General features: G+C 72.6%; 14 protein-coding genes and 1 riboswitch. Of the genes, 7 read left to right on the top strand and 7 right to left on the bottom strand.

Going from position 1 to position 13,715, the window contains the following annotated elements:
• Both ACIQI7_RS15350 and ACIQI7_RS15355 read right to left on the bottom strand, forming a co-directional pair.
• The gene (locus tag ACIQI7_RS15350) at positions 1–213 is read right to left on the bottom strand and encodes a heavy-metal-associated domain-containing protein (RefSeq protein ID WP_401109486.1); all 213 of its coding nucleotides are present in this window, start codon (positions 211–213) and stop codon (positions 1–3) included.
• Between the two features lie 125 nt (positions 214–338).
• Complete coding sequence (locus ACIQI7_RS15355; RefSeq protein WP_401109489.1) at positions 339–2,075, bottom strand: amidase; 1,737 nt, start codon at positions 2,073–2,075, stop codon at positions 339–341.
• A gap of 223 nt (positions 2,076–2,298) precedes the next feature.
• On the opposite strand from ACIQI7_RS15355, the gene ACIQI7_RS15360 reads away from it, so the two are divergent.
• The 3 genes from ACIQI7_RS15360 (at position 2,299) to ACIQI7_RS15370 (ending at position 5,291) form a co-directional block, all read left to right on the top strand.
• Complete coding sequence (locus ACIQI7_RS15360; RefSeq protein ID WP_401109491.1) at positions 2,299–3,300, top strand: LacI family DNA-binding transcriptional regulator; 1,002 nt, start codon at positions 2,299–2,301, stop codon at positions 3,298–3,300.
• Between the two features lie 122 nt (positions 3,301–3,422).
• Positions 3,423–3,576, top strand: a riboswitch (cobalamin riboswitch).
• A 256-nt stretch (positions 3,577–3,832) separates the two neighbouring features.
• Positions 3,833–4,318: an acyl-CoA thioesterase gene (locus ACIQI7_RS15365; RefSeq protein ID WP_401109494.1), complete on the top strand. Its 486-nt coding sequence runs from the start codon at positions 3,833–3,835 to the stop codon at positions 4,316–4,318.
• A gap of 391 nt (positions 4,319–4,709) precedes the next feature.
• Positions 4,710–5,291 (top strand): polysaccharide deacetylase family protein, encoded by a 582-nt coding sequence (locus ACIQI7_RS15370; RefSeq protein ID WP_401109496.1) that lies wholly within the window; start codon positions 4,710–4,712, stop codon positions 5,289–5,291.
• A 118-nt stretch (positions 5,292–5,409) separates the two neighbouring features.
• Here ACIQI7_RS15370 and def read toward each other — a convergent pair whose 3' ends face one another.
• The 4 genes from def to ACIQI7_RS15390 form a co-directional block, all read right to left on the bottom strand.
• Positions 5,410–6,084, bottom strand: a complete 675-nt coding sequence (gene def, locus ACIQI7_RS15375; protein WP_401109497.1) for a peptide deformylase — start codon at positions 6,082–6,084, stop codon at positions 5,410–5,412.
• Between the two features lie 70 nt (positions 6,085–6,154).
• Positions 6,155–6,754, bottom strand: coding sequence for a GNAT family N-acetyltransferase (locus tag ACIQI7_RS15380; protein ID WP_401109500.1), 600 nt, complete (start codon positions 6,752–6,754; stop codon positions 6,155–6,157).
• Positions 6,751–7,818: a tRNA (adenosine(37)-N6)-threonylcarbamoyltransferase complex transferase subunit TsaD gene (gene tsaD / locus ACIQI7_RS15385; protein WP_401109502.1), complete on the bottom strand. Its 1,068-nt coding sequence runs from the start codon at positions 7,816–7,818 to the stop codon at positions 6,751–6,753. Before tsaD ends, ACIQI7_RS15380 begins: the two co-directional genes overlap by 4 nt.
• A gap of 247 nt (positions 7,819–8,065) precedes the next feature.
• Positions 8,066–8,278: a hypothetical protein gene (locus tag ACIQI7_RS15390; RefSeq protein WP_401109505.1), complete on the bottom strand. Its 213-nt coding sequence runs from the start codon at positions 8,276–8,278 to the stop codon at positions 8,066–8,068.
• Positions 8,279–9,074: 796 nt separating this feature from the next.
• Here ACIQI7_RS15390 and ACIQI7_RS15395 point away from each other — a divergent pair.
• A complete protein-coding gene (locus ACIQI7_RS15395; RefSeq protein WP_401109508.1) occupies positions 9,075–10,010 on the top strand; it encodes a hypothetical protein in 936 nt (311 codons plus the stop codon).
• Positions 10,011–10,095: 85 nt separating this feature from the next.
• Here ACIQI7_RS15395 and ACIQI7_RS15400 read toward each other — a convergent pair whose 3' ends face one another.
• Positions 10,096–10,842 (bottom strand): DNA-methyltransferase, encoded by a 747-nt coding sequence (locus ACIQI7_RS15400; protein WP_401109511.1) that lies wholly within the window; start codon positions 10,840–10,842, stop codon positions 10,096–10,098.
• 571 nt (positions 10,843–11,413) lie between these two features.
• On the opposite strand from ACIQI7_RS15400, the gene ACIQI7_RS15405 reads away from it, so the two are divergent.
• From ACIQI7_RS15405 to ACIQI7_RS15415, 3 genes are all read left to right on the top strand, one after another.
• The gene (locus ACIQI7_RS15405) at positions 11,414–12,619 is read left to right on the top strand and encodes a C40 family peptidase (protein ID WP_401109514.1); all 1,206 of its coding nucleotides are present in this window, start codon (positions 11,414–11,416) and stop codon (positions 12,617–12,619) included.
• Positions 12,620–12,697: 78 nt separating this feature from the next.
• Positions 12,698–13,006, top strand: coding sequence for a DUF6112 family protein (locus tag ACIQI7_RS15410; RefSeq protein WP_401109517.1), 309 nt, complete (start codon positions 12,698–12,700; stop codon positions 13,004–13,006).
• The gene (locus tag ACIQI7_RS15415) at positions 13,006–13,701 is read left to right on the top strand and encodes a hypothetical protein (protein WP_401109520.1); all 696 of its coding nucleotides are present in this window, start codon (positions 13,006–13,008) and stop codon (positions 13,699–13,701) included. Before ACIQI7_RS15410 ends, ACIQI7_RS15415 begins: the two co-directional genes overlap by 1 nt.
• The last annotated feature ends 14 nt before the right edge of the window (positions 13,702–13,715 follow it).

Below are 13,715 nucleotides of genomic sequence, written 5' to 3' on the forward strand. Positions count from 1 at the left end.
TCAGACGCGGCGCAGGAAGGTGAAGCCGGTGCGGGCGACGGCCTCCCGAAGGGCATCGTCATCCAGCGCCGGATCACAGGTGATCGTGATCCGTCCGGTGGGTGCGTGAGCGGAGACCTTGGTGATGCCGGGCACCGTCTTGAGCTGAGCGACCGCGGCCCTTTCGCAGCGGCCGCAGTCCATGCCGCTGACGCTGATGATCGTGGTGGGCACGGGCGGCTCCAAGGATGCGGGACGAGCGGACCCGTCATCCTAAAGCCTGTCGTACGACTCCTGTGCCGACCCTCACACCGGCGGCGTCGCGGCACACCCCGGGGGCGTGCCGCGACGCCGTCACGTCATTCGGCCGGCAGGCGCGGGGTGCGCGGCGGAGCCGTCCGCCGGGTGCCCGTCGCCTCGAAGGCCGCGGCGAGGGTCAGCAGGGCGTTGTCGTCGTAGGCGCGGCCGGCGAAGGTCAGCCCGACGGGCATGCCGATGTCGCTCATGGTGCCCATGGGGACGGTCACGGTCGGGATGCCGAGGTGCCGGGGAACCAGGTTGCCGTTGGCGACCCACACGCCGTTGCGCCAGCCGAGGTCGGCGGAGGACTCGTTGACGTCCATGTCGGCGGGCCCCACGTCGGCGACCGCGGGGAACACCACGGCGTCCAGCCGCAGGTCGTCCATCCACTCCTCCAGGTCGACGCGGCGGGTCTCCTCCAGCCCGCGCAGCCCGTCTTCGAGGTGCGGCATGTCGGTGAAGGACGCGTAGGGGCGCTCGCGCACGATGCGCGGGTAGTCGCCGATGGAGTCGTCGAACCCGGTGTAGCGGTCCGGGAGTTCACCCTCGTGCTTGGGGAAGATGCGGTCGCCGTCGACCTCGGTGAGGGTGTCGAGCGCCGGGTCGCCGTTGGCGCGCAGGAAGTCGTCCCACGCCCAGGCGGACAGGTCCTCGATCTCGACGGTGAGGAAGTCACGGCTGACCAGGCCGCGGGTGAACAGGGAGGGCGCGCCGGGCCGGTCGGCCTCGTAGTTCGTCACGACAGGGAAGTCGACCTCGACCACCTCGGCGCCGGCCGCCTCCAGGTCCCGGCGGGCGGCCTCCCACAGGGCGATCACCGAGGGGCGGGTGTCGACCGGCTGGCCGGTCTGCCCGCCGATGCCGCCCTCGGGGTTCGTCCCGGCGTCGGAGTCGGCGTTGATGTACATCCGGGGCACGCCGACGCGCTTGCCGGCGAGTGCGGCACGGGCCGCCGCCGGATCGGCGGACGCGAGGGCCGGGTACGAGGCGGGGCGCACCTGCGACGACGGGGGCAGCGTCACCCACGGCTGGGCGCGCCACAGGTCGCCGCGGGTGTCCGGGTCGTCGGCCACGACGACGTCGAGCAGTTCGAGCAGGTCGGCCATGGTACGGGTGTGCGGGACGACGACGTCCATGGTCGGCACGAGCGGCCAGTTGCCGCGCACCGAGATCACGCCGCGGCTGGGGGTGTAGGCGCACAGCGCGTTGTACGAGGCCGGAGCCCGGCCCGAGGACCAGGTCTCCTCGCCGAGGCCGAACGCGCCGAACGAGGCCGCTGTCGCGGTGCCCGAGCCGTTGGAGGAGCCGGAGCCGTAGGCGCTGGTGAGCCAGTCCGCGCTGTAGGGGCTCTCGGCCCGGCCGTACACGCCGCGCTGCATGCCGCCGTTGGCCATCGGCGGCATGTTGGTCAGGCCGATGAGGACGGCCCCGCCCGCCCGCAGCCGCTCGATGGCGAAGGCGTCGCGCTGGGCGACGAGGTGCTCGAACGCGGGCGAGCCGGCCGCCGCCGTCAGTCCCTTCGCCAGATAGCTGTCCTTCGCCGTGTACGGAATGCCGTCCAGCGGGCCGAGCGTCTCGCCGCGCGCGCGGCGGGCGTCGGAGGCCTCCGCCTCGGCGCGGGCGTCCGGGTTCATCACGACCATCGCGTTGAGCGCGGTCGCGGTGCCGGGCCGGTCGTACGCGTCGATCCGCGCGAGGTAGGCGTCGAGCAACCCGACCGCAGTGGTCTCGCCCTTCTCCAGTGCCGCGCGCAGGTCGGCGATACCGGTCTCCACAACATCGAATCCGCGCGTCATGCGGGTGTCTCCTGGTCGGTCAGGTCGGAACGTGCGAACCGCCGGGCGCCGGGCCGATCGCGCGCGTCCGTCGTGCGCCCAGTCGCACTGGTCACGTTATTCGTCGGGCGCTTCTGCTGGAACGTTCCAGCAGGTGCACCCTAAGCATTGCTGGAACGTTCCAGCAAGGCATGGCGAACCGGAGCGGGAGATCGACGCAGGGCTGCGTCTAGACTTCCGGGCTGTGACCAGCCGCCCCGTGACCCTGATCGACGTAGCCCGGGCGGCCGGGGTGTCCAAGAGCACCGTCTCCAACGCACTCGGCGGCTCCGGCCGGGTCTCCGAGAGCACGCGCGAGCGCGTCCGGGATCTGGCTCGGGAACTCGGCTACCGGCCGAACACCGCGGCGCGCAGCCTGCGTCGGGCCAGCACCGGCGCGATCGGCCTCTACCTGCCGCGCACCGGGACACGCCTGGACTACTACATGAACCTGGCGTTCGGCGCGGTCGAGCGGGCGAGGGAGGACGGGCTGGACCTGGTCCTGCTGGCCCCCGGTACGGCGTCCGGCGAGGGGCTCTCCTCCCGGGTCGACGGCCTGCTGGTGATCGACCCCGAGGTTGACGACCCCTCCGTCCCGGACCTGCTGAACGCGGGCGTGCCGGTCGTGACCGGCGAGCGCTACCTCGGCGGAGGCGTCGCGCCGAGCGGCGCCGTGGTGTGCGACAACGCCGCCTCGCTGGCCGCCCTGCTGGACCACCTCGCCGCGCGCGGCGCCCGCCGCCCCGCCCTGCTCGCCCCCGGCCCGGGCTCCGACTGGGCCGCGGCACTGCGGGCCGCCGCCGACGACTGGAGCCGGCGGCAGGGCGTCGAGGTGGTCGTGCGGACGGTCCCGTTCGCGGCCACCCCGGCCGAGGCCGAGGCCGCCACCGCGGACCTGATCGCCCGGGTCCCGGGCCTGGACGCGGTGGTGTGCGCCCCCGACGGCGCGGTGCCCGGCGTGCTCGCGGCCGCGGCGCACGCGGGCCTGCGGACGGGGACCGGCCTGCTGGTGGCCGCCTGCGTGGACGGCGCGGCGGCGCGCGGCTCCAGTCCGCAGGTGACGGCCGTCGACCTGCGGGCCGCGGAGTACGGGCGCGCCTGCGCCACCCTCCTCGGCGACCTGCTGTCAGGTGCGGCCGAGCCCGGCGTCGTCCGGCGCCACGACTGGGCGCTGAACGTCCGGGAGTCCACCGCGGGTCGGCCCTGAACCCGGCCCCGCGGTCCGTCCGCACCTTCGGATACGCGGCCGGAGCGCGGCACCCGCCCCGGTGGCCGACGTAGAGTGGCCCGCGCAGTCGGTTCGCCCTGTCCGCCAGGCAGGCGCGTCGCAAGAGGGAACCCGGTGGGAATCCGGGACTGCCCCGCAGCGGTGAGTGGGAACGACCGCCGTCATACGCACTGGGCCCGGCCGGGCCTGGGAAGCGACGGCCAGTAGATGTCCGCCCTGGAATCAGGGTGGCCGTGCCCGCGAGTCCGAAGACCTGCCGCTGCCCGCGGACCGCAGGGGTCCGCGGTCTCACCGTGACCCCGTGGGCGGGCGACGGCAGGAGGTGACGTAGCCGTCCTCCTCGTGCTCCTCCGCGCGCCCCGGTCCGCGAACTCGCGAAGGAGAGTTCTGTGGAGCACATCACTCGGTGCGCCGCCCCCGGGCCCGAGGCCCGTTCACACCGGCATGCCGTCATGGGGGCGGCCGGGAAGCGGACCGCCGCCCCGGCAGCCGCGGGGGCGGTGACGGCGGAGTGACGACATACCCGGCCGTCTCCCGCACGCCGGCGGACTCGGCGGTCACCCTCGCCCACATCATGAGCGAGCACGACACCAACCTCTACGGCACGGTGCACGGCGGCGTGGTGATGAAGCTGATCGACGACGCCGCAGCCGCTGCCGCCGGCCGTCACGCTGGCGTGCCCGCGGTCACCGTGTCGGTGGAGGAGATGTCCTTCCTCGCTCCCGTCCGGGCCGGTGACCTCCTGACGGTCCGCGCCCGGGTCGATCACGCAGGGCGTACCTCGATGGACGTCTCAGTGGTGGTCACGGCGGAACGGTGGAACCTCACCGGTCCGGTGACCAGGGTCGCGACGGCGCAGCTGGTGTTCGTCGCTGTCGACGCGCAGGGGCAGCCGCACCGGGTGCCGCCCCTGGCGCCGGGGGGCCCGGCCGACCAGCGTCGCGAGCGCGCTGCCCGAGAGCGCCGGGCTCGCCGGACGGCGGCCGGCTCCGACTGATCGAAGCGACTCGGAGGACCGGTGGTCGTGCTCCCGGCCCCATCCGGGTGGTGCCGTACCCCCGCCGGGGTCGTCGTCGAGTAGGACGATCCCGGCGGGGGACGCATACGAGATGCTGTCGTATCGTCACATCACCTCACGAAGAGCACTGCTGGCGACGGCCGGGCTGTCGTTCCTGGCCGCCGGGTGCGGCCGAACCTCCTTCCGGGCCGAGGAAAGCAGCGCCAGGCCGACCGCCGACAATGCGGGCGAGGCGCCTCCTGGGCCGTCGGCCCCGGCAGCGCCGGAGACGTCCCGCACTTCGGCGGCCGCGCCGGGCGACGCCGCCACCGTCGCCGCCACGGGCTCGCCCACCGCGCCGCGGATCCCCACGGCGGCGGAGAGCCGGCCGGTGAACGAGCTCGATGCCGGCCGCAAGGTGGTGGCCATCACCATCGACGACGGCCCCCACCCGAGGTACACCCCGGCCGTCCTGGCCCTCCTGGAGAAGCACGGCATCCGGGCGACGTTCTTCCTGATCGGTGAGAACGGGGCCGAACACCCCGGGCTGGTACGGGAGATCGCGGGTCGTGGGCACCACATCGCCAACCACTCCTGGAGCCATCCGAACCTGCGCAGCCTTGCCGAGGCGAAGGTCCGCGAAGAGCTCGGGCAGACGTCCGAACTCCTCGCCGGGATCACCGGCAAGGCCCCCACCTGGTTCCGGGCCCCGGGCGGGGACTGGTCCGCCACGACGCTCAGGGTCTGTGCCGAGCTGGGGATGCGGTCGATGGGCTGGTCGGTCGACCCGCGGGACTGGGCGGAGCCCGGAACGGACGTGATCGCCAGGCGGCTCATGAAGGAGCTGAGGCCGGGGGCGATCGTGCTGACCCACGACGGTGGCGGGGACCGTTCGCAGACGGTGTCGGCCCTCACCGGGTTCCTGCCCGCGCTGATCGACTCCGGGTACCGCTTCACCGCACCGCCCGGGTGACGGCAGGGCGCCCGAACAGCGTTCCTCACGATCGCGTGCGCTGCCCGGCCGCCGTTCCACGGGACCGGGCAAGCGGGACGTCGGCCGACCGGCGAGCAGATCACCGCCGCTCTTCCGGTCACTCCACGGCGTGAGCAGCTCCCATCTGCTCGGCGCGGGCGAGACGCTCGGCGAGGACCCGTTCGCGCTGCTCCGCGGACTCGGCGAGCGCCGTGCGGCGGTCGCGGGCGGACAGGCGGTCCATGTAGAGCATGCCGTCGAGGTGATCGGTCTCGTGCTGGAGGCAACGGGCGAAGTACCCGGTGCCTTCGAGCACCAGCGGGTTCCCGTCCTTGTCGACACCGCGTACGACGGTGTGGTCGGCGCGGCCCAGCTCCCGGCGGGGCCCGGGAACGGACAGGCAGCCCTCGCTCGCCTCGACGAGACTGCGGGGCCCGGCGGGATCGTCGAGCACCGGGTTGACGATGTGCCCGACGTGGCGGATCCCGTCGCTGTCGGGGCAGTCGTAGACGAACACGTGCAGGTCGACGCCGATCTGGTTGGCGGCGAGGCCGACGCCCCGAGCGGCGTACATCGTGAGGAACATGTCGTCGACGAGCCGGGAGAGCTGGGCGGTCCCGAACGCGGTGACGGGCCGGCAGGGGCGGTGGAGGACCGAGTCGCCGACCTCGGTGATCCGCCGGACCCGGCCCCGGTCGGCCTCGGGCGCGATCTGCGGGTACGTGTCGACGGGGCGGCCGAGGACGCGGGTGCGTCGGTCCGCGGAGCCGTCGGTTCGAGAGGGTGTGGCCATCACGGTGCCTTTCGATGAGGTCGGAGGTCACCGACCGGTGAGTCGCCGGCGCGGGGCCGGGGGATGAACGTCACTGCGTGGCGCCGACAAGAGCTACCCGGCGGGTGGCCACGTCGGCGCCCGGGTGCCGGGGCCCGAGCAGGACGAGGACGCCGGCAGGGTGCGGCGCCGGCCGGGTGACCGGCTGCCAGCCGAGCCGGAGGTAGAAATCCATCGGCCCGCCCGCGGCGGCGGCGGTGAACAGCCAGCACCGTCCGCCAGGCGCGTCCGCGCTCACCGCCTCCAGCAGCGCCGCTCCGATCCCCTTCCGCTGATGGTCCGGATGGACTGCCAACTCGTCGATCTCGCGTGCGCCGCAAAGGAGTTCGCGCGTGGCGCCGTCACCCAGAGCCTTCCTGGCGTAGGGGTGGCAGCGGTCGGAGGGGAACAGCCGCGGGGTAGTCCAGGCGGTGGCGAAGCCGACAGGACGGCCGCAGGTGTCCAGGGCGGCGACTGCGGTGAACCCCGGTCGGGCGACGTCGCTTCGCAGGCGGGCGAGGTAGTCGTCCGCCTTGTGGTCGGGCTCGTGCCAGGGAGGCCGCTCGAAGGCCCGTGCGTACACCGCGCGGAGGTCCGCGGCCAGGCCGAGCAGCTCGCTGGGGTCGAGTCGGCGGACCTCGGCGGTCGTCATGCGACGAGGGTGGTGGCGAGCGGGGTGAGGGCGGCGTATTCCAGCAGGGCGGAGGGGTCGATGGAGATGTTCATCGGTGCGGGTTCGGCGCCGGAGCGGGCGAGCAGGTCGCCGATGGCGGCGATCATGGCACCGTTGTCGGTGCACAGGCGTAGCGCCGGGACTCGCAGGGTGATTCCGGCGGCGGCGCAGCGCTGTTCGGTGAGGGCGCGGATGCGGGAGTTGGCGGCGACGCCGCCGACCACGACGAGGGTGTCGATGCCGTGGTCGGTGCAGGCCCGGACGGCCTTGCGGGTGAGCGTGTCGGCGATGGCCTCCTGGAGGGCGGCGGCCGCGTCGGGGACGTGCGGTTCGGTGCCGGCGGCGCGCTGGGCCTCGACCCAGCGGGCGGCGGCGGTCTTGAGTCCGGAGAACGAGAAGGCGTACGGGGGGTCGTTCGGTCCGCTGAGCGGGCGGGGCAGGCGGATCGCCTTCGGGTCGCCGTCGCGGGCGGCGCGGTCGATGGCCGGGCCGCCGGGGTAGGGCAGGTGGAGGATGCGGGCGACCTTGTCGAAGCATTCGCCGGCGGCGTCGTCCAGGGTGTCGCCGAGGTGGACGATCGGGTCGCGGGCGAGGTCGCGCACCAGCAGCAGTGAGGTGTGGCCGCCGGAGACGATGAGGACGATGCACGGGTTCGGCAGCGGCCCGCCGTCAAGGGTGGCGGCGGCGACGTGCCCGGCGAGGTGGTGGACGCCGTAGAGCGGGACGCCGAGGGAGAAGGCGTAGCTCTTGGCGGCGGCCAGGCCGACCTGCAGGGCGCCGGACAGGCCCGGACCGGCGGTGACGGCGACGGCGCCGACATCGGCGAGGGTGAGCCCGGCCCGGTCCAGTGCCTCCCGGACGACGGGGGCCATGGCGTGCACGTGGGCACGCGCGGCGATCTCGGGTACCACGCCGCCGAAGCGGGCGTGCTCGTCCATGGACGACGCCACCGCATGTCCCAGTAGTACGCCGTCGCGTACCAGGCCCGCGCCGGTCTCGTCGCAGGACGACTCGATCCCCAGGACTACCGGCGATCCCACCATGTGTGCAGCTCCTTATTGCCTAGATTAAGCAACTGCACTTTATTCGCAATAGTGGCCTGGGGCGCCATCGGCCTCCGTCACGGACGCCGGGTCTCATGGCGGCCCGCGTGGCGAACACCGCCGGGCACACCGGGCAAGGTGTTGATCCGTCCATCGGATGGTCCGCAGTGGCGGCACCGGCCGGTGGACAGGGACGGGACGCCCGGCGGCGCGGGAGCGCGGTACCGGGCGTCCCGCCTACGGTCCGTCAGACCGCCGCAGTGGCGGCGTCGAGCGCGCCGGACTTCGCCTGGGCGAGCAGGTCGGCGAACTGCTCGCGGCTCATCTGGATCTGCTGGCCGAAGTCGTCGGTGATGCGCACCCGCTTGTCCGCGGGGGCGTCGGGGTCGAGTAACAGCTGCGGACAGCCGCAGTTGCAGTTGCCGCAGAACGTGGCGATCGGGAGGTCGGGGTCTCGCACGGTTGCTGCTCTCCTGTCCCGGGCCGGCCGCCGGCCGGCCCGTCTCGTCCCGAGGGACGGGATTCACTTGCCCTCAGGCTGGAAACGGTGGGTCACAGTTCGGGCCCGGACGGGGAGGAGCGCCGCGGCCGGATGCTCCGGGAGCACGGACCGAGGGCGACACCTCAACGCCCATCCCCGTCGCGTGCCCGCGGGCCGACGATTGCCGACGACCGAATCACGGGCAGGCGCTGGACCGTTGGTCGAGCGCAAGGCGGTCCGAGTTCCAACGCAATGATGTGATGTGCGTCACACTATGTTCCGTCGCCCGGAGTTGCGGGGCGTCGCCGGGCGCCCGTGGGGGATGCGACGATGGGTCGCCATGGAAACGGTACGAGTCGCACGAGTGGGGCGGAGCTGCGGTGTTCGCGGCCACCTGCGTGCTGCTCGCCGCAACCGGCCACGTCCTGATGTCGGACGATCCGGCACGCGCGGCGAACCGCCTCATCCGTCGGCGCCCCGCAGGCCGGGCAAGGCGGCGGACCGTCCTGGGGCCGGGCCAGCACCCGAATCACCTCACCCTCGTCCACTACGCCCTCGATCACCAGCGGCGACAACCCGGAAAACACCGTGCCCACCAGCTCGTTGACATTTCGCATGACCTGCCAACGGCACCCGTCACGCTTCATTGCCACCGATTACGGGACAGAGCCGCACTTTGTACAGACCCGGGCGGCCACCGTTGTCGCATCAGATCCGGAATATGGGAGTGCTGTTTTCGATTGGCTCCTTCGTACAATCGCGCGAAGGGGGCTGGGTGAGCGATCTCAAGGTGTTCCGACTCGGGGCAGACGGCCAGGACGTGGAGCTGCGCAGCTCGACGGTGGCGCTGGAGGTGCAGCTGCAGCGCCGGGTGGAGGCGAGCATGGAGGCGATGCTCGGCATCCGGTTCCTGGCGTCGGAGTACCCGACCGGTCCGTGGCACCGGGGCCGGGTGGACTCGCTCGGCCTGGACGAGAACGGCGTGCCGGTCGTGATCGAGTTCAAGAAGGGCAACGACAGCGGAGTCGTCTCGCAGGCCGTCTCCTACCTCACCTGGTTGAAGAGCAGCCACCACGAGTTCGAGGCCCTCGTCAGGGAGAGGCTGGGGTCCGAGGCGGCCGAGTCCATCGACTGGCGTGCTCCCCGGGCGCTGTGCATCGCGGCCGGGTTCTCGCACCACGACCGGGTTGCCGTTGGTGACCTGGGCCGGGCCTGGCCGATCGAGCTGGTCCGCTACCGGATCTTCGACGGCGGGCTGCTGAGCCTCCAGCTGGTCGAGCCGGTCTCCGCCGCCGTCAGCCAGGCAGCCGTACGCAGACCGACCACGCCTTCGATGCCGGCGGCTGCCGCCGAGGCGGCCGAGCTGCCGGTCGTCGGCGACGTACCGGAGTGTCTCCGGGATCTGTACGGCGAGCTGGACGAAGCGCTGACCGCGGCGGGTGAGCTGGAGGTGGTGGTGCTCAAGCACTACATCGCCTACAAGCGGCTGCTGAACGTGGCGTCGGTGGTCTTCCGGCCGTCGCCGTCGCATCGGGCGCTGCTGGTATACCTGCGGCTGGACCCGGACACGGTGGAGCTGGAGGAGGGCTTCACCCGGGACGTGCGCGGCATCGGACACCTGGGCACGGGTGACCTGAAGGTGCGGATCGCGTCGTCGGCGGACGTGGAGAAGGCGGTGCCGTTGATCCGGCGGGCGGTCGAGGAGTCCTGACGGGGCGGGGAAGGGCGGCTGGAGTCTGGTGCTCCGGCCGCCCTTTCGCGTCTTCGGCCCCTTGGCCGGGTGACGGTTCTCACGCTCACGCCTCCGGTCCTGCGAGGACGAGGTCGTCCTGGGTCAGCTCGGCGCGCAGCCGCTGTTCGGCGACGTCGGCGTAGTGCGGGCTGAGCTCGGCGCCGACGAAGCGCCGGCCTTCGCGTAGGGCGGCGACGCCGGTCGAGCCGCTGCCGGTGAACGGGTCGAGGACCACGCCGTTCTCGGGGCAGATCTGAACGAGCTGCTGCATGATCTCCAGCGGCTTCTGGGTGATGTGGACGCGGTCCTTGCGGGGCTGGCTCGCGATGAAGTGGCCAGGCAGATAGAGGTTGCGGCTGTTGTCGAGGGTGCCCTTGACGCCCCAGATGATGAACTCCGCAGACTGCTTGAAGCCGCCCTTGCGGGGACGGCTGGCGGGCTTGATCCAGGGGATGGTGCCCTGCCAGGTCCAGCCCGCCATCTGCAGCGCGTCGCTCGTGGTCGGTTCCTGCCGCCAGTCGCTGAAGACCATGGCGACCGAGTGCTCGGTGCTTGCCCGGTACGCCTCGGTGAGCAGTTCGGTGAGCCAGGCCCGGTAGGAGCGCTGGTCACGGTTCTCGCCGGGGAAGGTCTTCAGGTCGTGGTTGCTGCCGCTGGTGACGTACTTGGCGCGGGCGTCGCGGCTGGTGCGCTCGGAGCTGGTCCGGCCGCCGCTGTTGTACGGCGGGTCGGTGATGACGGCGTTGACGCTCTCGTCGGGGAGGGTCTTGAGCACGGTGAGGGCGTCGCCTCGGTGCAGCGTGTAGGTCACGGGTTCTCCTTCGGGGCGCGGTTGGGCCCGCTCCGGGCGGCTCCCGGCGGCAGCCGCCGGGAGCGGGGATGCCGAGGAAGGTAGCGGCGATCGGCAGCCGTACCTAACGGCCGGCTGCGGGTTCCGGGCCTGGCCGGGGGTCGTTTGGTGCGGCCGACTTTCGCCCCTACTGTCTCGCCATGCCGACCTGGCAGCAGGCCAAACGCGCCTGGCCCGGCACGTGTTGACCCGTGCTGTCCTGTGCCCGCGGAGCCACGTGGGCAGCATCGCCCCTTCCCCCGATCCCGAGGAGCGCCATCGTGTTCCGGCTGAGATTACGAGCGCGGCCGACTGCCGCGCGTGACCCGAGACCGGCGTCCCGGAGCTACCGACTCCCGTGACCCGGGCCCGCCCTGAACGAGGGCGGTTTCACCACCGGCGCGGTGCCGGCGACTTCTCCGAACGAGAGGCCGGCACCGCGTTCTCCTACGCATCCCCGAGGAGCCGCTGCGATGCAGCATGCCCTGGCACACCCGTGCCCTCATCCTCTTCCCCTGCCCGGTCGGCCGCTGCCCGGTGACCGGGGGCCGTCGTGAAGAAGACGGTCGGCGCGCTCGTCGGTGTCGTCGCCTGCGGTCCGCTGGTGCTGGCCCTGCCCGTGGCGATCGTCGGCGCGGGCAACGCTTCGGCCGCCGCGTCCAGTTCCTGCCCTCCTGGCGGAAGTCCGCAGGGTGTGGATTCCTCGGCGGTGGCGGCGCAGGTCGAAGCGATCCTGAAGGGCTCCAGTCCGCTGTCGGCTCCGGCCGTGGCCGGGCTGAGCAAGCCGTCCGAGCAGATCCCCAACGCGAGGACGATCCAGGCCACCGGCGTCGCGATGCACATCCCCGTGCGCGGGCAGGTCGTCGCCCTGGCAACGGCCTTGCAGGAGAGCGAACTTCGCAACGTCAACGGCGGCGACCGGGACTCGCTGGGCCTGTTCCAGCAGCGGCCGAGCCAGGGCTGGGGCACGCCGGAGCAGATCATGCAGCCGGTCTACGCCTCGACGAAGTTCTATGAGGCACTTCAAAAGGTCAACGGCTGGGAGTCGATGACCGTCACCCAGGCCGCCCAGGCGGTGCAGCGCTCCGGCTTCCCCGACGCCTACGCCAAGTGGCAGCCCCTGGCGGAGGCGCTCCAGAAGGCCCTCGCGCCGCTGCTCGCCCCCGCCGCCGGTGCCTCGCCCACGCCGAACCCGACGCCGGCACCAGCACCGGCACCGGCACCGGCACCGACGCCAGCGGCCGGCGCGAGCGTCAGCCCGACAGCGGGCGGCGGCTGCGGGACGCCCACGGCGGGCGGCGACGGTAGCGATTTCGGCACGATCCCGGCCGGCTCGCTGCCAGGCGGCTACACGATCCCGGCCGACGCACCGCAGCCGGTGCAGACGGCGATCCGGTGGGCGCTCGGCCAGTTGGGCACTGCCTACCAGTGGGGCGGCACCTGCGCGAACTCGCACGGTGCGGACCCGATGGGCAGGTGTGACTGCTCCTCGCTGATGCAGGTGGCCTACCGGTCGGCCGGCATCTCGCTGGAGCGGACCACCTACGAGCAGGTCAAGCAGGGCACCGCCGTCTCGGCGGACGCGCTCAAGCCCGGTGACCTGCTGTTCACCCGGGGCACCGCTGCCGTGCCGGAGCACGTCGGGATGTTCATCGGCTCGGGGCTGATCGTGCACGCCCCGAAGACCGGCGACGTGGTCAAGATCTCGACTCTCGCCTCGTGGCGGCCGGAGATCCTCGCGGTCCGCCGGGTCGTCTGACCGCGCTCTCCCTCTCCCCTCTCTTCTCCCCTCCCTGCGGGCTGCCTTCGCGCGCCCTGAAACACCAGGAGTTCCCTCATGTTCCTCGCGGACGCAGCTGTCCAGCTCGCCTACGACCCCGGCATCACCCCCAACGAGGGCGGACTGCCCGGTCTTTCGGTCCTCAAGCAGGTGATGGGCTCGCTGAACTTGTTCGGCATCATCGCCGTCGTCGGCGCCCTGGCCGTGAGCGCCGGTGTGTGGGCCTGGGGTCACCACTCGGGCGGCCACCAGGCCGAGGCCAACGGCAAGAAGGGCGTGCTCGTTTCGGCCGGCGCCGCCCTGCTGCTGGGCGCCGCGAACGGCGTCGTCGCGTTCTTCTCGACGCTCGGAAGCCAGGTCAAGTAGTGCAGAAACGTTCCTTCTCTACGTTCGGCAGCGGGCCGCTCGGCGGCGCGCTCGTGCGCCGCCGGGCACTGCTGGGCACGGCCGCCCTGGCGGTGCTCGTCGTGTGCTCCGGGCTGCTGGCCTACTTCACTCGGGACGGACGCACCGTCCACCACTCCACCGCGACCGCAGGTCCGGCGGTGTCCTCCGTGCCGAGCCCGTCCCATCCGGACTCGCCGGGCGCACGCCCGTCCGCGCTTCCCGGGCCCCCGTCGACGCACGATCCGATCGCGTTCGCGAAGGCGGCGGCGGTGGCACTGTGGTCGTACGACACCCGCTCCACCTCCCAGCCGGAACTGGTGGCCTCCCTTCACCGGTGGCTGACTGCCGAGGGCCAGTACGCCGACGCGGACTCGGTCGACCGCCTGGTGCCCTCCCCGCTGCTGTGGGGGCGGATGGCCGACAGCGGGCAGTTCGCCACCGCGACCGCGGCAGAGGCGCACTTCCCGGAGTCCTTCACCCGCGCTCTGCAGGCGGACCCGGGCGGCATCACGCAGGCGTACGTCTACGCGGTGACCGTGTCCGGGAAGCAGTCGATCTCCTGGAACGGCGCTCCGCAGGGCGGGGCCGAGGACCGCTCAGCCACCCTCGCCGTCCAGTGCCGTCCTGACCGCCCGTGTGCTCTGGCCGGTGTGCTGCCGGCCGTGGCGCCCTGACCTCGGGAGTTCTT

The organism is Kitasatospora sp. NPDC092039 (assembly GCF_044756065.1).
In the GTDB taxonomy this organism is placed as follows: domain Bacteria; phylum Actinomycetota; class Actinomycetes; order Streptomycetales; family Streptomycetaceae; genus Kitasatospora.